Here is a 23,286-nt window from a genome sequence, read left to right as displayed (position 1 = left end):
TTAAAAAGGAGAAAAGACATATGCACATTTTTGATGAGCTAAAAGAGCGTGGTTTGATTTTTCAAACGACTGATGAAGAAGCTTTGCGTAAAGCCCTAGAAGAAGGTCAAGTTTCTTATTATACTGGCTACGATCCAACTGCTGACAGCCTTCACCTAGGTCACCTTGTCGCAATCTTGACAAGTCGTCGTTTGCAACTAGCAGGTCACAAACCTTATGCGCTCGTTGGCGGTGCTACAGGTCTCATTGGAGATCCGTCCTTCAAAGATGCTGAGCGTAGTCTCCAAACAAAAGACACAGTAGAGGGCTGGGTCAAGTCTATCCAAGGACAACTTTCTCGTTTTCTTGACTTTGAAAATGGGGAAAATAAAGCTGTCATGGTCAACAACTACGACTGGTTTGGCAGCATCAGCTTCATTGACTTCCTTCGTGATGTCGGAAAATACTTCACTGTCAACTACATGATGAGTAAAGAGTCTGTAAAAAAACGGATCGAAACAGGAATTTCTTACACTGAGTTTGCCTACCAAATCATGCAAGGTTATGACTTCTATGTCCTTAACCAAGACCACAACGTAACCCTTCAAATCGGTGGTTCTGACCAGTGGGGAAATATGACCGCTGGTACCGAATTGCTTCGTCGTAAGGCTGATAAGACAGGCCACGTTATCACAGTTCCCCTCATCACAGATGCGACTGGTAAGAAATTTGGTAAATCAGAAGGAAACGCAGTCTGGCTCAACCCTGAAAAGACTTCTCCATACGAAATGTACCAATTCTGGATGAACGTGATGGACGCTGACGCTGTTCGCTTCTTGAAGATCTTTACTTTCTTGACACTCGATGAGATTGAAGATATCCGCAAGCAGTTTGAAGCAGCTCCACACGAACGCTTGGCTCAAAAAGTCCTCGCTCGTGAAGTGGTGACTCTTGTCCACGGAGAAGATGCCTACAAGGAAGCTCTCAATATCACTGAGCAACTCTTTGCTGGAAACATCAAAAACCTTTCTGTCAAAGAACTCAAACAAGGACTTCGTGGAGTGCCAAACTACCAAGTACAAGCAGATGAAAATCACAATATCGTGGAGCTGCTCGTGTCATCTGGTGTGGTTAACTCAAAACGCCAAGCCCGTGAAGATGTTCAAAACGGAGCTATCTACGTCAACGGTGACCGTATCCAAGACCTTGACTATGTTTTGAGCGACGCAGACAAGCTCGAAAACGAACTCACTGTTATCCGTCGTGGTAAGAAAAAATACTTTGTATTGACTTACTAAATTGTTAAACATTTACCTATAAACAAAGGAGTTCCCCTCGAGAAAGGTAACTCCTTTTTGCTGTGAATAGTCCCCACCTATCCCTTAATAGACAGGCTACGCAGGACTATGCGTAAGGTTGTTAGATTATGTAGGATAGAGAGGTTTGAAGGACTGAGCCAATTAAACAAGCCAAAGCCAATCAAACTACTATTTACGACAACGGTATCTTGAATATTCTTCTTGATAAGTGTTTGCAAAGATGATGATAGCAAATCCAACTCTTGGAAGAAATCCAAGCGATTATCTAACAATAAGATATCACTCATTTGCTTAGAAATGTCTGCACTCTCATTCATCACCACACCGATATCTGATAGGGTTAGAGCAGCTGAGTCATTCAATCCATCCCCAACCATCAAAATAGTGTGACCTGCTCTCTGCAGTTTCTCTACTAACTCAAACTTCCCATCAGGTTTCAAGTCTGTATAGACTTGATCAAAGGGCAAATCTTTTACTAATTCCTCTGTCCTAACCAGGGTATCCCCTGTTGCCAGAATCAATTTTTTCCCTTGTGCCTTAAGTTTCTCCAAAGCTGCTTTTGCTTCTTTTCTCAAAGGAGTATGGATGCAGAACATTCCAATCAATTCATTCTGATATGCCAAGAATAAGAGATTGTAGTGGCTCTTATACTCTTCAATTAAAGCATTTTGTTCCGAACTGATATGAATCTGCTCATCCTGCATCAAGACATAATTCCCAATAACAACTGGTTGGCCATCGATATGGGACTTAATTCCCTTGCTTGCAATATATTGGAGTTTCCCATGCATTTCCTCATGTTCAATTCCTTCTATTTCAGCTTGCTTGACAATTGCATTAGCGATTGGATGATAGATATGCTCCTCAAGACAGGCACTGATTCTGAGAATATCTTCCTCACTATAGTCCCCAAAAGGTAACACCTTTTCAACTATAGGATAGCTAGTTGTGATTGTTCCTGTCTTATCAAACAAGAAAGTATCAACTTCCAGATATTTCTCCAGAACATCCCCATCCTTAATCACCATTTCACGATTCAACCCCTCCTTGATAGCTGTTAAATAAGCTACAGGAGTAGAGATTTTCAAAGCACAGGAGAAATCGACCAATAGAAAAGAAATAGCCTTAGAAAAAGAACCTGTTAATAGGTAAGTCAGCCCAGCCCCCAAGAAATTATATTTGACGACCTTGTCCGCCATCTTGATGAAATAGCGTTGTTTCGTTTTCTTGTTTTCTTCAGATTTCTTCATTAACTCAATCAGTTGTAAAATCCGGCTGTTCATCTGATTATCGGTTACACGAATGCGCAACTCTCCAGTTTCTAATACTGTATTTGCACAAACCAAATCAGACTCTCTTTTTTCAACTGGAAAACTCTCTCCCGTCAAGGAACTTTCGTTGACCATACCTAAACCTGAAACTACTTGTCCATCAAACAGAATTTCATTTCCTTGAGATAGGACCAAGACATCTCCTATTTGAACATCGGAACTCTTGATGCTAACGACCGTATCCCCCTGTACTAGAAATACATCGCTCTCTTTTGCAAGAAGGCTTTGTTCTAAATCTGTTGCAGTTTTTTTCAAGGACCACTGATCTAAATGATTCCCCAAATCAAGCATAAACATGATATTGCTAGCCGTCTTGGATTGGTTCATAAACAAGGACAATAAAATCGCCGAACAGTCCAGGACCTCCATCGTTAGTTCCTTACGCGCTAGTGTTTGATAAGCTTCTCTAATATAGCCAAAAGCCTGATAACAAGTCCATATATAGCGAATAGGATACGGCACAAAACTACGAAAAAGTATACGCTTAATCGCTGCACCTGAAACAATAGAATAAGCACTCTCTTCTCTACGAATGGGAAGAGTCATCAACTCAGAAACTTTCCCCTTATCAATCCTTTTTAAAAAGGCTTCTGCATTATCTAATACAGAAAAGCCTTCTTTTATGCGTAGAGTAAAGTGCTGTTGATCCATGTAAAACTGGATAGACTCAATTCCCTTCTCATCTCTCGCCAAGGAACGAAGATAGTCTTGAATATCCAAGGTGAGTGAAAAAGAAGATGATAGTCGGATATGTTGATATCCTCTATATAGCACTTTAAAAGACATATTATTCTCCTATAAGGCTATCTAATTGCTCTTCTTTTTTCTCTTGCTCATACAAATATTTAGCATCTTGCAAAACATCGTCTCCATGTTGCTTCACAACAGAAACAGATGCATCTAGCTCATCTTTAAACTTGTAAGCCTTAGCCAAAGCTTTAGAATAACCTTTTTTAGCTTCCTTACTTGCTAAGATTTTCAAACCAAGGGTACCAAATGCGACACCACCCAAAAATAATGAAGATTTTTTCGCAACTTTTGCAACGGTTAGTACTTCTTTTAACATACTTATTTCCTCCTTATCATTATTATATAGCAATTTAGATATAAAAGCAATTTCATTTTATAAATTGAAGAATTAGTTTTATTTCTACTGAATCTCCCATCTACTTACTCCTGAAGTTGCTTTCACTTGTCTCTTTTGATACACTTAAACTATGAATACAAACCTCAAACCCAAACTCCAGCGTTTTGCTTCTGCGACTGCCTTTGCCTGTCCTATCTGTCAAGAAAATCTGACCTTGGTAGAGAGCAGTCTCAAGTGTAGCAACCGCCATTCTTTTGACCTGGCAAAATTCGGCTATGTCAACTTGGCTCCTCAGATCAAGCAATCTGCCAACTACGACAAAGAAAACTTCCAAAACCGCCAGCAAATCCTTGAAGCTGGCTTTTATCAGGCTATCTTAGAAACCATCTCAGACCTGCTTGCAACTTCTAAAACTAGCCAAACAGTTTTGGATATCGGCTGTGGCGAAGGATTCTACTCTCGCAAGCTCCAAGAGAAACACTCTGATAAAACCTTCTATGCCTTTGATATTTCCAAAGATTCCGTTCAAATCGCTGCCAAAAGCGAACCCAACTGGGCAGTCAATTGGTTCGTTGGAGACTTGGCCCGACTTCCTATAGAAGATGCCAGTATGGATATCTTGCTTGATATCTTCTCGCCTGCCAACTATGGAGAATTCCGTCGCGTTTTATCCAAAGACGGTACCTTGATTAAGGTCATCCCGACTGAAAATCACCTCAAAGAAATCCGCCAAATGGTGCAAGAGCAGCTGACAAACAAGGATTATTCTAACCAAGATATCAAAAATCATTTCCAGGAACACTTCAGCATCCAATATAGTCAGATTGCTTCCTTAACAAAACCTATCACAGCAGAGCAACGCCAAGCTTTGCTTAGCATGACACCCTTACTCTTTCACGTCGACCAGACCAAGATTGACTGGACTCAGTTGACTGAGATTACCATCGAAGCGGAGATTTTGGTTGGGAAAGCAGAGTAATTAAAACTTTCAGATAAGATAAAACCCGCACCTTCAAGGTACGGGTTTAAATTATGTAATTATTAGTTCAAGTGCCAGATATCTTCGTTGTACTGAGCGATTGTACGGTCAGATGAGAAGAATCCTGCTTTGGCAATGTTAACGATGACTTTATCCAACCATGCGTCGCGGTCTTCGTAGTCAGCAAGCATTTGCTCTTTCACTTTGATGTAGTCTTCCAAGTCAAGAAGAGTCATGAACCAGTCTTTGTTGATCAATTCATTGTAAAGACGTTCCAAGCGTTCTTTCTTACCTACTGCAAGAACAGCATCGCTCACGATGAAGTCAACCAATGGTTTGATAGCTTTACGAGCGTAGAATTCGCTTGATTTGTAAGCTGCTTTTGCGTAAAGGTCGATAACAGTTTCTGAATCTTCACCAAAGATGTAGATGTTTTCGTCGCCAACCAACTCAGCGATTTCCACGTTAGCACCGTCCATAGTACCAAGAGTCAAGGCTCCGTTCAACATGAATTTCATGTTACCAGTACCTGAAGCTTCTTTAGAAGCAAGTGAGATTTGTTCTGAGATGTCACATGCTGGGATAAGGAAGCTTGCTGCAGTAACGTTGTAGTTTTCAACCATGACGACTTGCAAGTGTGGAGCTACTTCTGGATCGTTAGCAATCACTTCTGATAAGCAAAGGATCAAGTGAATGATGTCTTGGGCAATTGTGTAGGCAGGTGCTGCTTTACCACCAAAGAAGACTGTGATTGGACGAGCAGGGATGTTACCAGCCTTGATATCAAGGTATTTGTGGATCACATACAAAGCGTTCATTTGTTGGCGTTTGTACTCGTGAAGACGTTTGATTTGGATATCAAAGATAGAGTTTGTATTGATTTCCACACCTTGGTGTTCTTTCAAGTGACGAGCCAATTTACGTTTGTTGTGAGCCTTGATACTTTCCAATTTTTCTTTAACAGCGGCCTTGTCTTCGTATGACAAGAGTTTTTCAAGCTCATCCGCCTCATGGTGCCAACCATGTCCAATAATCTCATCCAAGTAGTGAGACAAGCTTGGGTTAGCATGCATGAGCCAACGACGGAATGTGATACCGTTTGTTTTGTTGTTGAATTTTTCTGGGTAGATGTCGTAGAAAGCTTTCAACTCTGAGTTTTTCAAAATCTCAGTGTGGAGAGCCGCAACCCCGTTTACGCTGTATCCGTAGTGGATATCCATGTGAGCCATGTGGACACGTCCGCTCTCATCGATGATTTGAACAGCTGGATCTTTGTATTCTGCCTTCACACGACGGTCCAATTCTTCGATGATTGGTACCAAATGAGGAACCACTTCTTCCAAGAATTCAAGAGGCCATTTTTCAAGGGCTTCAGCAAGGATTGTGTGGTTAGTGTAGGCAGTCATGCTACGAACGATAGAGATTGCTTCATCAAGCTCGATACCACGCGCAGTCAAGAGGCGGATCAATTCAGGGATCACCATTGATGGGTGAGTATCGTTGATTTGTACAACTGCGTAGTCCGCAAGGTCATGCAAGTTGCTTCCTTTTTCGATTGCTTCGTCGATGATCAATTGCGCACCGTTTGAAACCATGAAGTATTGTTGGAAGATACGGAGCAATTCACCTTGCTTGTCGCTGTCGTCTGGGTAAAGGAAGAGAGTCAAGTTGCGAGCGATATCTGTCTTGTCAAAGTTGATACCATCTTCGATGATAGAAGAATCAACTGAATCCAAGTCAAACAAACGCAAGCGGTTTTTAGTAGCTGTCTTGTAACCAGGTACATCAATATCGTAAAGGGTAGATGTCAATGTGAAGTGTGCAAATGGCACTTGGTAGCTACGGCTTGAGCGAACCAACCAGTTTTGCTCTGTCAACCAAGCATTAGGAATTGTTTCTTGTTGGTTGTTTTTAAGAACTTGTTGGAAAAGACCGAAGTGGTAGTTCAATCCAACACCATCACCATTCAAACCAAGTGTAGCGATTGAGTCGATAAAGCAGGCTGCCAAACGTCCCAAACCACCGTTACCAAGTGATGGTTCCAATTCTACTTCTTCGATTTCGATCAACTCTTTACCTGCAGCAGCAAGTTCTTTTTTCACATCGTCGTAAAGACCAAGGTTGATCAAATTGTTTGACAAGAGTTTACCGATCAAGAACTCAGCTGAGATGTAGTAAACTTTTTTCTTACCAGTGTTGACTGGTTTTTGGCTGCTAGCAAGCTTGCTGTAGTTGAGAAGAGCAAGGTAAAGCTCTTCATTGCTACATTCTGCAATGGTTTTATTGTAACGCTTTTGTACAAATTCGTTTAATGGTAACATGTTTATGTGTCTCCTGATATTGTCTTATTTCTTTAATTCTACCAAATTTTCATTGATTCGGCGATAAATTGTAGTCAAGTCAAGCAAAGTTTCTTCAACAGCTGGTGTCAATTGATCTGCTGTCATACGCCATGACCAGTTTCCACCAAGGGTAGATGGGAAGTTCATACGAGCTGACTCATCTAGTTCTAGCAAGTCTTGCATGGTTGCAATAGCCATGAAGCTAACGGATGAAAATACTGTGCGAAGCATTGCGTGTGGAACTGTTTCGTACTCTTTACGGTTCGTGTAACGAGCCATGTATTCACGAGTTGGATCGTCGATCTCATTACGGTACCAACCAAGGACCGTATTGTTATCGTGTGTTCCTGTGTACATAACAGAGTTGGCAGGTGCCAAGTGTGGGCTATCGATGCTTTCGTCTTCTGGGTTGAAGGCGAATTGAAGAATCTTCATTCCTGGGAAGCCAGTGCGTTCACGTAACTCGATGACTTCATCTGTCATGAAACCAAGGTCTTCTGCGATGATGTTTAAGTCACCAAGTTCTTCTTTAACAGCTGCGAAGAGTTTGTAGCCTGGACCTTTCACCCATTTACCAGGTGCTGCTGTATCGGAACCAGCAGGAATTTCCCAGTAAGATTCGAAACCACGGAAATGGTCGATACGAACGATGTCATAGATCTTAAAGCTTTCACGCAAGCGTTCAACCCACCATTTGTAACCGTCTTTGTCCATTGCTTCCCAGTCATAGATTGGGTTCCCCCAAAGCTGACCAGTGGCAGAAAACTCATCTGGTGGGCATCCTGCGATGCAAGTTGCTTTACCATTGGCATCTGTCTTGAAGAGGTGTGGATTTGCCCACATGTCGCTTGAATCTTCCGCTACGTAGATAGGCATGTCTCCAACAATTTCGATGTGGTTATCGTTAGCGTAGGCTTTCAATTTCAACCATTGTTGGAAGAAGAAGTATTGAGTCACACGGTGGTAAACCAACTTGTCTGCCAATTTCTCACGGTAGCTTTCAAGCGCAGAAGCTTTACGAGCACGAGCATCTGCATCTGGCCATTCTGTCCAAGCAAGATTGTCAAAATGCTCTTTAATCGCCATATACTCTGCAAAGAGTTCAAGCCATGATTGGTTGTCTTGAGCAAATTTCTCAAAATCTTTGACATCACCCACTTCCAAGAAGCGTTTAACTGCTTTTTCTAAAAGCGGACGACGTGCGTAGTAAATCTTCGCATAGTCAACTTCAGATGCATCACTACCAAAGTCAACACCTTCAAGATCGTTAGCTTCCAACAAACCTTGCTCTACCAAGATGTCAAGGTCAATAAAATGTGTATTTCCAGCAAAGGCTGAGAATGATTGGTATGGAGAATCTCCATAGCTTGTTGTCCCAAGAGGGAGGATTTGCCAGTAACGTTGCTTCGTACGAACCAAGAAATCAACGAAATCATAGGCAGTCTGACCAAATGATCCAATTCCGTATGCTCCTGGTAGAGAAGAGATGTGCATCAACACACCACTTTGACGTTTTTTCATAATAGCACCTCATGTGTTTGTTATAAAACGTTGCGCAATCAAGGCGCAAACGTTTGCGTTAAGTTAAGTATAGCGCATTTTAAACACAAATGCAAGCGTTTTTAAAAAATTTTTTTGAATTATTTTAATCAACCAAAACTTGTTCCCATTGATATTTTATGAAATGAGCGAAAAATTTTTTAAAAATTTTCTGATTTAAGATAATTCATTCCAAACATCTGCTCTATTTTCTGAAAAATCGAGCTAAATTTACGCAATCGTTTCCCTATAATTCTCACAAAATAAGAAAATCAGTGTTTAGGGAACTTTCTTCCTATTAGAAGCAATTTCTCAATCCCGAAACCTTAAAATTTTTTTAAATTTTTTTCTAAAAATACTTGCAACCGTTTTCCGTTTGTGCTATACTAGGCACATAAAAGAAAACGTTTGCGTTTTCTCATTAAATTATTTTTGTTATTCTTTAGGAGGAATACACTATGTCATCTAAATTCATGAAGAGCGCTGCTGTGCTCGGAACTGCTACTCTTGCTAGCTTGCTCTTGGTAGCTTGCGGAAGCAAATCTGCTGATAAAGCGGCTGATACTAGCTCTTCAGAAGCAAAAGAACTCACTTTCTATGTTGAAGACCAATATAAAGCCTTTGCTGAATCAGCTGCAAAAGCTTATGAAAAAGAAGCAGGTGTAAAAGTTACTATCAAAACAGGAGACCAAATGGGTGGTCTTGACAACCTTTCACTTGACAACCAATCTGGTAAAGCTGCTGACGTTATGATGGCTCCATACGACCGTGTAGGTAGCCTTGGTACTGACGGACAACTTTCTGAAGTTACTCTTAGTGACGGAGCGAAAACAGACGATAAAACAAAATCTCTTGTAACTGTCGGTGGTAAAGTGTATGGTGCTCCAGCCGTTATCGAATCACTCGTTTTGTACTACAATAAAGACTTACTAAAAGAAGCTCCTAAAACTTTTGCTGATTTAGAAAACCTTGCTAAAGACAGCAAATACGCTTTCGCTGGTGAAGATGGTAAAACAACTGCCTTCCTTGCTGACTGGACAAACTTCTACTACTCATATGGACTTCTTGCTGGTAACGGTGCTTACGTATTCGGCCAAAACGGTAAAGATCCTAAAGACATCGGACTTGCAAACGAAGGTGCAATTACAGCTATCAACTACGCTAAATCTTGGTACGAAAAATGGCCTAAAGGTATGCAAGATACTGAAGGAGCTCCAAACTTAATTCAAACTCAATTCCAAGAAGGTAAAACTGCTGCTATCATCGATGGACCTTGGAAAGCTCAAGCATTCAAAGATGCTAAAGTAAACTACGGTGTTGCGACTATCCCAACTCTTCCAAACGGTAAAAACTACGAAACATTCGGTGGTGGTAAAGCTTGGATCATTCCATCAAGCACTAAGAACCTTGAAGCTGCTCAAAAATTTGTAGACTTCCTTGTATCAACTGAACAACAAAAAGCCTTCTACGATGCAACCAACGAAATCCCAGCTAACACAGAAGCTCGTACTTATGCTGAAGGTAAAAAAGATGAGTTGACAACAGCTGTTATCGAACAGTTCAAGAACGCTCAACCAATGCCAAACATCTCACAAATGTCAGCTGTTTGGGACCCAGCTAAAACAATGCTCTTTGAAGCTGTAAGTGGTAAAAAAGATGCGAAAACAGCTGCTAACGATGCTGTAACATTGATCAAAGAAACAATCAAACAAAAATTTGGTGAATAATTGATTTGTTCAAGGGGGGTGGAAGTGAAATCCCCCTTTGAATGTATAGATGCGCTTCTCATCAGATGTGCGTATCTTGCGATTGAACCCGAGTTTTATCTCGCATCCTATGAAAGGAGTAATCATGGAAAAACAACAGCCTCGCAAAGCAGCCTTGCTGTCAATCATTCCTGGTTTAGGACAAATTTATAACAAACAAAAAGCTAAAGGATTTATTTTTCTTGGTGTTACTGTTCTATTTGTTCTGTATTTTCTAACACTTGCAAGCCCTGAATTGAGCAATTTGATCACACTTGGTGTGAAACCTGGTCGTGATAATTCACTTTTCATGCTGATTCGTGGTGCCTTCCATTCTATCTTTGTTGTCGTTTACTTGCTCTTTTACATCTTTAATATCAAGGATGCACATACGACTGCTAAACGTATCAATAACGGTATTCCTGTGGCTCGTACCTTCAAGGACATGATTAAAGGAATTTATGAGAATGGATTCCCATACCTTTTAATCATCCCATCGTATGTAGCGATGACCTTTGCGATTATCTTCCCTGTTATCGTAACCTTGATGATTGCCTTTACCAACTACGACTTCCAACACTTGCCACCAAACAAATTGTTGGACTGGGTTGGTTTGACCAATTTTACGAACATCTGGAGTTTGAGTACCTTCCGTTCAGCCTTTGGTTCTGTTCTTTCTTGGACCATTATTTGGGCCTTGGCTGCTTCTACCTTGCAGATTGTCATTGGTATATTTACAGCAATCATTGCCAACCAACCATTTATCAAAGGAAAACGTATCTTCGGTGTTATTTTCCTTCTTCCTTGGGCTGTTCCAGCCTTCATCACTATCTTGACATTCTCAAACATGTTTAATGATAGTGTCGGTGCCATCAACACCCAAGTCTTGCCTCTTTTGTCTAAAGTCCTTCCTTTCCTAGATGGAGCTCTTATCCCTTGGAAAACAAATCCAACTTGGACTAAGGTTGCCTTGATTATGATGCAAGGCTGGCTAGGATTCCCATACATCTACGTTTTGACCTTGGGTATCTTGCAGTCTATTCCTAACGACCTCTACGAAGCGGCTTACATCGATGGTGCTAATGCTTGGCAAAAATTCCGCAACATCACTTTCCCTATGATTTTAGCTGTTGCAGCTCCAACATTGATCAGCCAATACACCTTCAACTTTAACAACTTCTCTATCATGTACCTCTTTAATGGTGGAGGTCCTGGTACTGTTGGAGGCGGAGCCGGTTCAACTGATATCTTGATCTCATGGATTTACCGTTTGACAACAGGTACATCTCCTCAATACTCTATGGCGGCAGCTGTTACCTTGATTATCTCAATCATTGTCATCTCTATCTCTATGGTCGCATTCAAGAAACTACACGCATTTGATATGGAGGACGTCTAAGATGAATAACTCAATCAAACTCAAACGTAGACTGACTCAAACCCTCACTTACCTCTACTTGATTGGCCTATCAATCGTGATCATCTACCCACTTTTGATCACCATCATGTCCGCCTTCAAAGCAGGTAACGTCGCAGCCTTTAAACTAGATACTAACATCGACTTCAATTTTGATAACTTTAAAGGGCTCTTCACCGAAACCTTGTATGGCACTTGGTACCTTAATACTTTGATTATTGCCTTTATCACAATGGCTGTTCAAACAAGTATCATCGTACTTGCAGGTTACGCCTACAGTCGTTACAACTTCTTGGCTCGTAAGCAAAGTTTGGTCTTCTTCTTGATCATCCAAATGGTGCCAACTATGGCCGCTTTGACAGCCTTCTTCGTTATGGCTCTTATGTTGAACGCCCTTAACCATAGCTGGTTCCTTATCTTCCTCTACGTCGGTGGAGGTATTCCGATGAATGCTTGGCTCATGAAAGGCTACTTCGATACTGTGCCAATGTCTCTAGACGAATCTGCAAAACTAGATGGGGCTGGACACTTCCGCCGCTTCTGGCAAATTGTTCTCCCACTCGTTCGCCCAATGGTGGCTGTACAAGCTCTATGGGCCTTCATGGGACCTTTCGGAGACTACATTCTCTCTAGTTTCTTGCTTCGTGAGAAAGAATACTTTACTGTTGCCGTTGGTCTCCAAACCTTCGTTAGCAATGTGAAAAACATGAAGATCGCCTACTTCTCAGCAGGTGCTATCCTCATCGCCCTTCCAATCTGTATTCTCTTCTTCTTCCTACAAAAGAACTTTGTTTCAGGACTTACAAGTGGTGGCGACAAGGGATAATCTATCCCCGCCACCCTTTTTCATTTTGGAGCTTATTGCTAAAGCTACAAGATTAGACATACTTCTACAAATCTTATTGAAATCATCTTTCAATAAGGAATTGATTTGCTAGACTTGAAATAAAGTACATTTCTCTATATAATAAAACTCATATAGAAAACACTTTTAGAAAGATGCCTATGCTTCCATATCCATTCTCGTATTTTACTAGTATCTGGGGATTTCGTAAGCCCCTGTCAAAACGTTTCGGACTCAACTGGTTTCAACTCCTCTTTACTAGCATTTTCCTCATCAGCTTGTCTATGGTTCCAATTGCCATTCAAAACAGCTCACAGGAAACGTATCCATTGGATACGTTTATCGATAATGTCTACACACCCCTGACAGATGAAGCTATCATGGACTTGTCAGAGAATGCGCAGATAGTAGATGGAAAACTGAGCTATGCTGGAACTAAAAATCAGCAAGCTTCTCTTCTGATTGGTCCGAGCCCAAGCAAGGAATTGCCAAAGGATTTGCAACTTCATTTTGATACTGAAGAACTCATCATCAGCAAGGAAAGCAAGGAACTGACTCGTATTCGCTACCACGCCATTCAAACGGAGAGTTTCCAGAGTAAGGAAGCTTTAACCCAAGCTATTTCTAAAGACTGGTACCAACAGAACCGTGTCTATATCAGTCTCTTTCTCGTCCTTGGTGCTAGCTTCCTCTTTGGATTGAATTTCTTCATTGTCTCTCTTGGAGCTAGTCTTCTCCTTTATATTACCAAAAAATCACGCCTCTTTTCATTTAGGAGCTTTAAAGAGTGCTACCATTTTATCTTGAACTGTTTAGGATTGCCAACTTTGATTACGCTTGTTTTGGGACTTTTTGGCCAAAATATAACAACCCTTATCACTGTACAAAACATTCTTTTTGTTCTTTATCTGGTCACCATCTTTTATAAAACACATTACCGCGATCCAGATTATCATAAATAGGAGATTTTTATGCCCGTTACGATTAAAGATGTGGCCAAGGCTGCAGGTGTCTCACCTTCAACCGTAACCCGCGTTATTCAAAACAAATCAACGATTAGTGATGAAACCAAAAAACGAGTTCGCAAGGCAATGAAGGAACTCAACTACCATCCCAATCTCAATGCTCGTAGCCTAGTTAGCAGCTATACTCAAGTTATTGGTTTGGTATTGCCTGACGACTCGGATGCCTTCTACCAAAATCCTTTCTTCCCATCTGTCCTACGAGGAATCGCCCAAGTCGCATCTGAAAACCACTATGCTATTCAGATCGCAACTGGTAAAGATGAGAAGGAGCGTCTCAATGCCATTTCTCAAATGGTCTATGGGAAACGTGTCGATGGTCTAATCTTCCTCTACGCTCAGGAAGAAGATCCACTAGTGAAGCTCGTAGCGGAAGAACAGTTCCCTTTCCTCATCCTTGGAAAATCCCTCTCACCCTTTATCCCACTTGTCGACAATGACAATGTCCAAGCCGGTTTTGATGCAACTGAGTATTTCATCAAAAAGGGCTGTAGCAGAATTGCCTTTATCGGAGGAACCAAGAAACTTTTCGTTACACAAGACCGTCTAAAAGGTTACGAATTGGCACTCAAACAACACCAACTTTCGATTGATACTAACCTGACTTACTTTGCAAATGAATTTCTAGAAGAAAAAGGGTATCAATTCAGCAAACTCCTATTTAAGCACGATCCGCAGATTGATGCCATCATCACAACCGACAGCCTTCTAGCTGAGGGGGTTTGCGACTACATCAGTAAACACCAATTAAATGTTCCCGTCTTGAGTTTCGACTCTGTCAATCCTCGACTCGACCTAGTAGCCTATGTCGACATCAACAGTCTTGAACTTGGACGAACATCATTTGAAACGATTTTACAGATTATCAATGACACGAAAAATAATAGACAGATTTGTTACCGTCAGTTGATTGCCCACAAAATTATCGAAAAATAAAAACCAGCTCGTGCTGGTTTTTTTGGTCATTATACTCAATGAAAATCAAAGAGCAAACTAGGAAGCTAACGGCAGGTTGCTCAAAGCATAGCTTTGAGGTTGCAGATAAAAGCTGACGTGGTTTGAAGAGATTTTCGAAGAGTATTAATTGTCTGTTTCTACAAATCGTCCTAGGATGTGGACATTTTCGGATACAGAGACGAAGGCTGTCGGATCAACTTGTTTCATGATGTGTTTAAAGTCATTAAACTCTGCTCGTGTGATAACAGTAATCAAGACTGCTTTTCTCTCATGATTATAGGTTCCTTCTGCATCGTGGATCATGGTAGCGCCTCGGTGCAATTTTTTATGGATCTTTTCGATTACCTTGTCAGGATTACTGGTCACAATCATGGCCTGCATCCGTTTTTGCTTGGTAAAGACTGCATCTGTCACACGACTGGATACAAAAATGGTAATCATGGAGTAGAGGGCGTATTTCCAACCAAAGGTCAACCCAGCAATCAACATGATGGTCCCATTGACCAAGAAGGAAATACTGCCGACATTTTTCCCCGTTTTCTTGCGAATGGTCAGGCTGACAATATCTGTACCTCCACTGGAAATACTATTGCGCAAAGCAAAGCCGATTCCCAAGCCCATGACAACACCCCCAAAGAGAGCATTGATAATGGGATCCTCTGTCAGCGTCACAACGGGCACAAACTGGATAAAAAGGGAACTCATGGATACCGTGATAAAGGTAAAGACAGTAAATTTATGTCCAATCTGATACCAAGCCAAAATCATCAGTGGGATATTAATGGCATAAAAGGTTGCGGATACGGGTAAATGGAAATCAAACCAGTGAGTACTCAAACTGGAGATAATTTGCGCCAAACCTGTCGCACCACTCGAATAAACATGCCCTGGTTGGAAAAAGAAATTGACGGCAACTGCTGATAGAAAACCGTATACTAGAGAAGCAGAAATCTTCTCATCATATTTTTCCTTAGAGATGCTTTGCAACACACGTAGCATCTTTATCTGATAAGCAAAGCGGCGCAGATAATAGCGCCACCGCTTAGTTCGTTTCGCTTGTTTCATCTTGTTCTACTTGTAGATTGAGTTCTTCTAGTTGCTTGAGCGCTACTGTTGATGGGGCTTGCGACATTGGATCCGTCGCCTTGTTGTTCTTAGGAAAAGCAATGACTTCACGGATGTTTTCTTCTCCTGCCAAGAGCATCACAAAGCGGTCAAGCCCGATAGCCAAACCTCCGTGTGGTGGGAATCCATAGTCCATGGCTTCCAATAGGAAACCAAACTGGTCATTGGCTTCCTCAGCTGAGAAACCAAGAGCCTTGAACATGCGTTCTTGGAGGTCTTTTTGGTTGATACGAAGGCTACCACCACCCAGCTCATAACCATTTAAAACGATGTCATAAGCAATGGCACGAACATTGGCCAATTCACCCTCTAATTCGTGAGCTGTCTCTTCCTGAGGAAGAGTGAATGGATGGTGGGCACTCATGTAGCGGCCTTCTTCTTCAGACCATTCAAACATCGGCCAGTCAACAACCCAAAGGAAGTTAAATTTAGCGTTATCAATCAAGCCAAGTTCTTTGGCAATACGACCACGAAGGGCGCCAAGGGTTGCATTCGTCACTTCAAGCGTATCCGCTACAAAGAGAATCAAGTCCTTGTCTTCAAGACCAAGCGTTGCTGTCAATTCTGCTTGAATGCCAGTCAAAAACTTAGCAACTGGTCCGCTCAATTCTCCATCAACAACCTTGACCCAAGCAAGACCCTTAGCACCGTACTGCTTGGCTACTTCTGTCATCTTATCGATGTCTTTACGTGAGTAGTTGTCTGCAGCGCCTTTGACGACAATGGCTTTAACTGCTGGTGCTTCTGAAAAGACTTTGAAGTCAACACCTTTGACCACTTCTGTCAAGTCCTGAAGCAACATGTCAAAACGGGTATCTGGTTTATCAGAGCCGTAAAGAGCCATAGCATCATCGTACTTCATACGAGGGAATGGAAGCGTCACTTCAATCCCTTTTGTTTCCTTCATGACACGTGCAATCAAGCCTTCTGTGATATCTTGGATTTCTTGCTCCGTAAGGAATGAAGTTTCCAAGTCGACCTGAGTAAACTCGGGCTGACGATCTCCACGCAAATCTTCGTCACGGAAACATTTGACGATTTGGTAGTAACGGTCAAAACCAGCATTCATCAAGAGCTGCTTGGTGATCTGTGGACTTTGAGGAAGCGCGTAGAAATGCCCTTTATTGACACGAGATGGCACCAAATAGTCACGCGCCCCTTCTGGTGTAGACTTAGAAAGGAAGGGTGTTTCCACATCGATAAATTCCAACTCATCCAAGTAGTTGCGGATAGAGTGCGTTACTTTAGCACGAAGTTTGAGGTTTTCCAACATCTCTGGACGACGAAGGTCAAGGTAACGGTAACGCAAACGTGTATCGTCATTGGCCTCAATCCCATCTTTAATCTCAAAAGGTGTTGTTTTGGCTGTATTAAGCACAGTAAGAGCTGTCACGTTCAACTCAACCGCACCAGTCGGCAATTTATCATTGGCTTGCTCACGCGCAGCAACTTGTCCAGTTACCTCAATGACAAATTCGCTACGAAGACTTTCAGCCGTTGCCATGACCTCTGCAGATACTTTTTCAGGGTTGATAACCAACTGCATGATCCCTTCACGGTCACGAAGGTCGATAAAGATCAAACCACCCAAGTCACGACGACGGGCAACCCAGCCTTTCAAGGTCATTTCTTGTCCGATGTGTTCCTCACGAACACGACCAGCATACATACTACGTTTCATGTTTTCTCTCCTCTTGTATTCTGTTACTATTTTACCATAAAAGAGCAGGCACTTCATGAAAATCATCAGAAAAGTTTGATTGTCTACAAAAATCAAAACGAAGAGCTAAAAAATCGTGACAACATCAAAAAATCCGATGAAGACACCATCGGATTTTCTTATTTTGATTCTTGACCTTCTTTACGTTTTTCCGCGATTTCAGCCGCTTTTTTTGGCAGAACAATCTCCGTCGCATAAGCCGAAGCAAAACGCAAGACACCTGCAATAGGCGCAAAGACAACTGCTAGATAGTTGTAAAAGAAATCGCCTTTAAAGGCATAGGCAAGTCCCCCAATGATAAAGAAGAGAACGACTGCCTGTATCACTGCTAATAAAATTACTCGTTTCATGTGACCTCCTGACTCTATTATAGCATGAGTATCATCAAAAAGCCGACTAAATTATTCAAGGCATGTAAAGAAATGCTGTAAAGAAGACCTTTTCGACTTACATAAGCCAGACTCAAACTCAATCCCAGACTAGCATAAACTAAAAACTGTTGCAAAGTCCCTGGAAAGTGAATCAAGGCAAAAAGCACACTTGATACGAGGAGAAACAGAGCTGTCTGTTTGTTGTTATTCTGTTTAGGAAAGAGATAGCGCGCCAACATCCCTCTAAAAATGAGTTCTTCCGTCAGAGGAGCAAAGACCACCACCATAAAGAAACCAAATACAGGCTGAGCAACTGTCAATTGTGATACGATTTGTTGATTGACCGACGGATCATCTGGCAAATAGAACTGGGCTGCAATCGCCACTAGCAAAACCAGGGTTGGCAACCAGATATAACGATTGAAAGCCGTCGTCTGGATGCTAATCTTTTCTGTCTGATACCATCTGTAAACTCCATAAACATAGACCCCTGACAGGACGATATAAAGTGGTAAGACTCCAAAGATTGAAGCTCCTAGTCCAAGAGCTGACAGAGCCATGCTCTGAACCAGACCATAGCCAAAGAAAAAGGATAGAACAGCTAGAAGAAACCAGCCAAGATTTTTAAGTAATTTCATATGGGCCTCCTATTTGAAATAGCGTTTTACCATAGGTAACTGCATCACATTGATGTAAATATGGATAGTTCCTACGAGCAAGAAGGCTAGTAACTGAATCTCTCCTGTCAGTAAAGAAAAAAGATCAATCAGAAAGTAGAGACCTGGCAAAACATACTGATTTAATTGGAATAAAACCCGAAAACTCTGTTCCAAATTAGCCTGACGCTCCCCTTCATCATAAGAATTTATATAGTCCAAAACATCCTTTGGTGTAGAGAAGAATTCCAAATCAAACTGACGAACGATTGCAATTGTTTTATAGAGATATTTTTGAGCACTGAAAACCATCACTAATGCCAAAAAAGAAAGAGATAATGTTAGATGGCTTACATTTAGTACAATTACTTCACTTCCTGAAATGAAGAGAGACAATAAAATCGCTACGCCTGTTATATTAAAAGCGATGGTTCCAAACTCAAGATTACGATACATTTGCACATAATAGGTTTCATTCAGATCATCATCCATTTCCTCTTGATACAAGGAGTGAAACTTTCTACTTTTCTTTAAGAAATTGAAAGTCAAAAGAATGCTAATAAAACCTAACAGTAAACAAATAGCTGATATCCATGGTATCAAGATCTTTACATCTAAAATAGTTCCATGGGATTCGGCACGTGTCTTAAACATCCCTGCAAAACTGCCCAAGAAACCTCCCAAGACAACAGCCGCTAAAAATAACAATCCACGTTTCTTTTTCATATTCATCCTTTCTCTAAACCAATCCAACCAACCACTGACCAAGCACTTTACCTGATTCATAAATAGCTGTCAACCCCTCTGTTCCAAGTGATACTAAAATCAAACAAACAGCAAGTAAGAGAATAGCTTGATTTCTAGCTTTTTTTGCTCCATCTCCCAAGGGTTCATTCCCAAGCCAACCCGCTAGATAGGCATAGAGAGTTACTGTTATAATCCCAATCTCCGTAGAAGAGAGAAACAACAAGACTGTCACCAAACGAACGATATTGGCTTGAATGTTAAAATAATTTCCTAAACCTGCACAAACACCTGCAAGTTCTTTATGTTCAGTATCTACTTGAAAATCTGCTAAAAACTTTTTCATATTCATTCTCCTTTTTCACTTGCTAAATTGTTTGCTTTCTTTTCAATCCATTCAATTACTGGGATGAGAGCAAAGTAGACCCAAATAAATTGGTCACTTTGATACAGATTAAACCAGCCTAGGTCCATCCCAATCAGTAGAAATACGCTGACTAATAGGGCTATGGCAACTACATAATAAATCACTTTATACTTGTTCATCATTTTTCTCCTTCTTCTTTAACCAATTGAGAATGGACAAGAGGACTAAATTAATCCAAAACAAATACTTACTTTCAACAAAATAAAACCAACCGAATAATGTTCCAATCATAGCGAAAGCATTCACAATAAAGGCAAAAACACTCATATAATAAATCACTTTATACTTGTTCATCACTCATCCTCCTCTATACGAAATACCGACTCGACTGGTTCATTGAATATCTGTGAAATCTTCAGGGCGATTACAATGGACGGAGTGTATTCATCCCTCTCTAGCAAACTGATGGTCTGTCGGGAAACCCCTGCTAGCTTGGCTAGTTCGGTTTGATTGAGACCATCGCGAGCCCGAAGCTCTTTTAAACGATTTTTAAGTTGCATGTCACAGACCTACTTTCCGCCAAATTCAACGGTTTGGATATCCTCAATACGTTGTAGTTTAAATTTTTCTTTTCCCTTTTTATCAACACGGCGTAGCTTGACCCATTCCTCATCAACATCCACAACTTCCCAGTTGTCTGTTCCAAATAATTGTCCAACGATTGTTGGTTTGTTCCCAATCAATTCTTTTAAAATTCTTGACATTTCTATATTTCCTTTCTCTTTTTGCTCAATTCTTTTGATTTTATTCTCTAATTTCTTGACCTTTTGGGAATGGTATATATAATACATAATCACAAGAGGTACAAATCCTAATGCCCACATAATCGTTCTTTTTTCCTTTTCTCTTAACTTGCTTATATTGTAACACATCTTTTTCTTTTTGACAAGTATGTTTGTCAAAAAGTTTATGATTTTTGTCATTTTGCAAAAGAAAAAGGTCAGGAGTAAGATCCTGACCAGTTTTAAATACTATTAAAATCCTAGTTTTTCAAAGACTTGAGAGAAGTTTTGGCTGATGGTCTCAAGCGACACTTGCACTTCTTCTCGTGTTTGGTTGTTTTTGACCGTCACTTGTCCGCTTTCGACTTCACTCTCTCCCAAGGTGATGAGGGTCTTAGCCGCAAAGACATCGGCTGACTTGAACTGAGCTTTTAGTTTACGATTGAGGTAATCACGCTCTGCTTTGAATCCTTGTTGGCGAAGGGCTTGTACCAACTCCAAGGCCTTGACATTTGCTCCTTCGCCCAAGACTGCGATATAGACATCTAGGGCGTTTTCGATAGGGAGGGCCACACCTTGCTTTTCAAGGATGAGAAGCAGGCGCTCTACACCAAGTCCAAAACCAAATCCAGCAGTCTCAGGACCACCAAAGTAAGCAACCAAACCATCGTAGCGACCACCTGCACAGACCGTCAGGTCATTGCCCTCAATCTCAGTGATAAACTCGAAAATCGTGTGGTTGTAGTAGTCCAGACCACGCACCATATTGGTATCGATGATATAGTCTACTCCAAGATTTTCCAACATCTGACGCACAGCATCAAAATGAGCCTGGCTTTCTTCATCAAGGAAGTCCAAAATAGACGGCGCATTCTCTACAGCCACCTTGTCTTCTTTTTCCTTAGAGTCTAAAACACGAAGAGGATTTTCCTCCAAACGACGTTGGCTATCCTTAGACAAGGTCTCCTTGAGTGGTGTCAAATAGTCGATCAAGGCCTGACGGTAAGCCGCACGGCTCTCAGGATTTCCAAGAGTGTTGAGGTGCACTTTGACACCTTGGATGCCGATTTCTTTCAGGAAGTGGGCTGCCATCGCGATGGTTTCCACATCGGTAGCTGGATTACTAGAGCCAAAACACTCAACACCAATCTGGTGGAACTGGCGCAAACGACCTGCTTGCGGACGCTCATAACGGAACATTGGGCCCATGTAGTAGAACTTACTTGGCTTTTGCACTTCTGGGGCGAAAAGTTTATTTTCCACATAAGAACGGACAACGGGCGCAGTTCCTTCTGGACGAAGAGTGATATGGCGGTCACCCTTATCATAAAAATCGTACATTTCCTTGGTTACGATATCCGTTGTATCTCCGACAGAGCGACTGATGACCTCGTAATGCTCAAAAATAGGCGTACGCACTTCCGCATAGTTATAGCGCTTGAAAATCTCACGGGCAAAGCCCTCAACGTACTGCCACTTGGCAGACTCAGCAGGTAAAATATCCTGCGTTCCTTTTGGTTTTTGTAATTTCATAGGGAATCCTCTTTAAACTTAATAGTCTTATTTTACCATAAATAAAGGGATTAAAACAGTGAGAAAAAATTTAGGATTTAGATATCATTTTTAAGATTAATAACTGTCAAAAGAATAGCTAGCAAGGAAAGACCAACAAATAGCATCCAAGTCAACTGTATATTCCATACGGCAACAAGTGAAAAACAAGCTGTTCCCACAGGTATGGATAAGGTAAATAATAAACCTAAAAAATTACTGGTACGAGCTAAAACCTCTGGAGCTAGATTTTTCATGAGCATGGCACTAATCTTTGGTTGAACTTTGCCAGACACATACAGAGTTAAAAATAGAAATAGCAAACCAAGCACGACTTGATTGAATACGTTAGCCAGACCAATTAGAGTGAGTCCTACGGTAGCCCACATCATCAATCTAGGCAAGGACTGCTTCCCAAAATAATCATTGCCCGTAAGGCTACTGATGATGATTGCTAACAAAACACAGGCTTGATTGATAAATAGTGTCTCTGTGTAAGAAAAATTCAAGAGAGAATGGCTCAAAAAGAAGATATTATAAATTCCACCCAAAGCGCCACCCAAGGCATTGATAAGCAAGACAGCAAAGAGCATAAAACCAAAGTTTTTCTGTCCACTTTTAAGAAAAACGAGGCGTAAATTTCGATAAATTGTTAGGAACTGCTCTTTGATAGATAGCTTCTCATTTTTTAGTGATTCACCATCAGCAGATGACATTGACAGGCTCAATTTGCTTTTTCCTAAAAAGAGAATAAAGGCTGATACTAGGAAAAAACAGGCATTGATTCCCGCAACGAGGGAAAAATTGTTGACCGATAGCCCTAAAAGCCAGACTCCGAAAGCTTGACCACCAATAGCTGATATATAGGTGATAAACTGGGAAAAAGAATAAGCTTCCATCAGATCTTGTTCAGCTACTTTTTCCTTGATGAGAGGCATGCGCAAACCACCAGCAAAATCACTGATTACATCGCTAATGACATTGATCAAACACAGACTAGAAAAAGCAAAGAGACTAGCTTGCTGAACAACTAAAGCTGCTAGAAAAAATAAAACTGCCTGAAACAAACCGCTATAGACCATCCATTTGACCTTGTCCCTCGTGTAATCTGCCCGAATCCCTACAAAAACTGTAAAGAGAGTCGGAAGAATCATGACAATATTCGCCATAGCAACCGCAAAAGATGCTTGTGGCAAGGTCGACGCATAAACGATAAATACCAGGTTAAAAATTGAAGCACCAAAAGCATTGAAGAATCGTGACAAAGTCAAGAGTCGATAAGCTTGATTTCTGAACAATAGATTCATAGATAATCTCCCTTCTTGTTCTAATCCCTATATGAAGTATGACTATAGTATAGCACTTAGAAATTTAAGAGGGAGAACTTTTGAATATATGCAACAAATAAA

The 23,286-nt window shown here is 41.1% G+C and carries 23 protein-coding genes; 7 read left to right on the top strand and 16 right to left on the bottom strand.

Features of this window, described 5'->3' with window-relative positions; all coding sequences use genetic code 11:
* Positions 1-20 precede the first annotated feature (20 nt).
* Positions 21-1,277, top strand: coding sequence for a tyrosine--tRNA ligase (gene tyrS / locus EJF26_RS07970; protein WP_000546904.1), 1,257 nt, complete (start codon positions 21-23; stop codon positions 1,275-1,277).
* A gap of 77 nt (positions 1,278-1,354) precedes the next feature.
* Here tyrS and EJF26_RS07965 read toward each other — a convergent pair whose 3' ends face one another.
* Both EJF26_RS07965 and EJF26_RS07960 read right to left on the bottom strand, forming a co-directional pair.
* Positions 1,355-3,415: a heavy metal translocating P-type ATPase gene (locus tag EJF26_RS07965; RefSeq protein WP_000008811.1), complete on the bottom strand. Its 2,061-nt coding sequence runs from the start codon at positions 3,413-3,415 to the stop codon at positions 1,355-1,357.
* Between the two features lies 1 nt (position 3,416).
* Positions 3,417-3,695, bottom strand: coding sequence for a DUF6110 family protein (locus EJF26_RS07960; RefSeq protein ID WP_000910908.1), 279 nt, complete (start codon positions 3,693-3,695; stop codon positions 3,417-3,419).
* Positions 3,696-3,846: 151 nt separating this feature from the next.
* Between EJF26_RS07960 and EJF26_RS07955 the strand changes: the two genes are divergently transcribed.
* Complete coding sequence (locus EJF26_RS07955; protein WP_001095528.1) at positions 3,847-4,695, top strand: putative RNA methyltransferase; 849 nt, start codon at positions 3,847-3,849, stop codon at positions 4,693-4,695.
* A gap of 62 nt (positions 4,696-4,757) precedes the next feature.
* Here the strand turns inward: EJF26_RS07955 and glgP are convergent, their stop codons facing one another.
* Positions 4,758-7,016 (bottom strand): glycogen/starch/alpha-glucan family phosphorylase, encoded by a 2,259-nt coding sequence (gene glgP, locus EJF26_RS07950; protein WP_000937160.1) that lies wholly within the window; start codon positions 7,014-7,016, stop codon positions 4,758-4,760.
* 24 nt (positions 7,017-7,040) lie between these two features.
* Positions 7,041-8,558: a 4-alpha-glucanotransferase gene (gene malQ, locus EJF26_RS07945; protein WP_000747310.1), complete on the bottom strand. Its 1,518-nt coding sequence runs from the start codon at positions 8,556-8,558 to the stop codon at positions 7,041-7,043.
* 476 nt (positions 8,559-9,034) lie between these two features.
* Between malQ and EJF26_RS07940 the strand changes: the two genes are divergently transcribed.
* The 5 genes from EJF26_RS07940 (at position 9,035) to EJF26_RS07920 (ending at position 14,540) form a co-directional block, all read left to right on the top strand.
* Positions 9,035-10,303, top strand: coding sequence for an extracellular solute-binding protein (locus EJF26_RS07940; protein ID WP_000095451.1), 1,269 nt, complete (start codon positions 9,035-9,037; stop codon positions 10,301-10,303).
* Between the two features lie 124 nt (positions 10,304-10,427).
* Positions 10,428-11,720, top strand: a complete 1,293-nt coding sequence (locus EJF26_RS07935; RefSeq protein ID WP_000414943.1) for a sugar ABC transporter permease — start codon at positions 10,428-10,430, stop codon at positions 11,718-11,720.
* Position 11,721: 1 nt separating this feature from the next.
* The gene (locus EJF26_RS07930; protein WP_001065640.1) at positions 11,722-12,564 is read left to right on the top strand and encodes a sugar ABC transporter permease; all 843 of its coding nucleotides are present in this window, start codon (positions 11,722-11,724) and stop codon (positions 12,562-12,564) included.
* A 179-nt stretch (positions 12,565-12,743) separates the two neighbouring features.
* The gene (locus EJF26_RS07925) at positions 12,744-13,544 is read left to right on the top strand and encodes a DUF1189 domain-containing protein (RefSeq protein ID WP_000938261.1); all 801 of its coding nucleotides are present in this window, start codon (positions 12,744-12,746) and stop codon (positions 13,542-13,544) included.
* Positions 13,545-13,553: 9 nt separating this feature from the next.
* Positions 13,554-14,540, top strand: coding sequence for a LacI family DNA-binding transcriptional regulator (locus EJF26_RS07920; RefSeq protein ID WP_001145433.1), 987 nt, complete (start codon positions 13,554-13,556; stop codon positions 14,538-14,540).
* Between the two features lie 144 nt (positions 14,541-14,684).
* Here the strand turns inward: EJF26_RS07920 and EJF26_RS07915 are convergent, their stop codons facing one another.
* The 12 genes from EJF26_RS07915 to EJF26_RS07860 all read right to left on the bottom strand — a co-directional run bounded on the left by EJF26_RS07915 (position 14,685) and on the right by EJF26_RS07860 (position 23,184).
* Positions 14,685-15,626 (bottom strand): YitT family protein, encoded by a 942-nt coding sequence (locus EJF26_RS07915; RefSeq protein ID WP_000806305.1) that lies wholly within the window; start codon positions 15,624-15,626, stop codon positions 14,685-14,687.
* Positions 15,604-17,367 (bottom strand): aspartate--tRNA ligase, encoded by a 1,764-nt coding sequence (gene aspS / locus EJF26_RS07910; RefSeq protein ID WP_000830910.1) that lies wholly within the window; start codon positions 17,365-17,367, stop codon positions 15,604-15,606. The genes EJF26_RS07915 and aspS overlap by 23 nt, the downstream gene beginning before the upstream one ends.
* Before the next feature lie 158 nt (positions 17,368-17,525).
* On the bottom strand, positions 17,526-17,756 hold the full coding sequence (locus tag EJF26_RS07905) for a hypothetical protein (RefSeq protein ID WP_000832191.1): 231 nt from the start codon (positions 17,754-17,756) through the stop codon (positions 17,526-17,528).
* Positions 17,757-17,773: 17 nt separating this feature from the next.
* Positions 17,774-18,415 (bottom strand): CPBP family intramembrane glutamic endopeptidase, encoded by a 642-nt coding sequence (locus EJF26_RS07900; protein ID WP_000771223.1) that lies wholly within the window; start codon positions 18,413-18,415, stop codon positions 17,774-17,776.
* 9 nt (positions 18,416-18,424) lie between these two features.
* Entirely contained in the window at positions 18,425-19,159 is a 735-nt protein-coding gene (locus EJF26_RS07895) for a DUF3169 family protein (protein ID WP_025168967.1), read from the bottom strand.
* A gap of 13 nt (positions 19,160-19,172) precedes the next feature.
* Positions 19,173-19,523 (bottom strand): PspC domain-containing protein, encoded by a 351-nt coding sequence (locus EJF26_RS07890; protein ID WP_000713852.1) that lies wholly within the window; start codon positions 19,521-19,523, stop codon positions 19,173-19,175.
* 2 nt (positions 19,524-19,525) lie between these two features.
* Positions 19,526-19,723 (bottom strand): hypothetical protein, encoded by a 198-nt coding sequence (locus tag EJF26_RS07885; RefSeq protein ID WP_001046130.1) that lies wholly within the window; start codon positions 19,721-19,723, stop codon positions 19,526-19,528.
* Positions 19,710-19,898 (bottom strand): hypothetical protein, encoded by a 189-nt coding sequence (locus EJF26_RS07880; RefSeq protein WP_001046118.1) that lies wholly within the window; start codon positions 19,896-19,898, stop codon positions 19,710-19,712. The genes EJF26_RS07885 and EJF26_RS07880 overlap by 14 nt, the downstream gene beginning before the upstream one ends.
* On the bottom strand, positions 19,898-20,104 hold the full coding sequence (locus tag EJF26_RS07875; RefSeq protein WP_001176236.1) for a helix-turn-helix transcriptional regulator: 207 nt from the start codon (positions 20,102-20,104) through the stop codon (positions 19,898-19,900). Before EJF26_RS07875 ends, EJF26_RS07880 begins: the two co-directional genes overlap by 1 nt.
* A 9-nt stretch (positions 20,105-20,113) precedes the next feature.
* The gene (locus EJF26_RS07870) at positions 20,114-20,527 is read right to left on the bottom strand and encodes a hypothetical protein (RefSeq protein ID WP_025168968.1); all 414 of its coding nucleotides are present in this window, start codon (positions 20,525-20,527) and stop codon (positions 20,114-20,116) included.
* A 51-nt stretch (positions 20,528-20,578) separates the two neighbouring features.
* Entirely contained in the window at positions 20,579-21,859 is a 1,281-nt protein-coding gene (gene hisS / locus EJF26_RS07865; protein ID WP_000775879.1) for a histidine--tRNA ligase, read from the bottom strand.
* 77 nt (positions 21,860-21,936) lie between these two features.
* On the bottom strand, positions 21,937-23,184 hold the full coding sequence (locus EJF26_RS07860) for an MFS transporter (RefSeq protein WP_001050369.1): 1,248 nt from the start codon (positions 23,182-23,184) through the stop codon (positions 21,937-21,939).
* Positions 23,185-23,286 lie beyond the last annotated feature (102 nt).

Origin of the sequence: Streptococcus oralis subsp. dentisani, from assembly GCF_007475365.1 — a bacterium.
Taxonomy (GTDB): Bacteria; Bacillota; Bacilli; order Lactobacillales; family Streptococcaceae; genus Streptococcus; species Streptococcus mitis_AX.
This window is presented reverse-complemented; position numbering and strand designations above follow the sequence as displayed.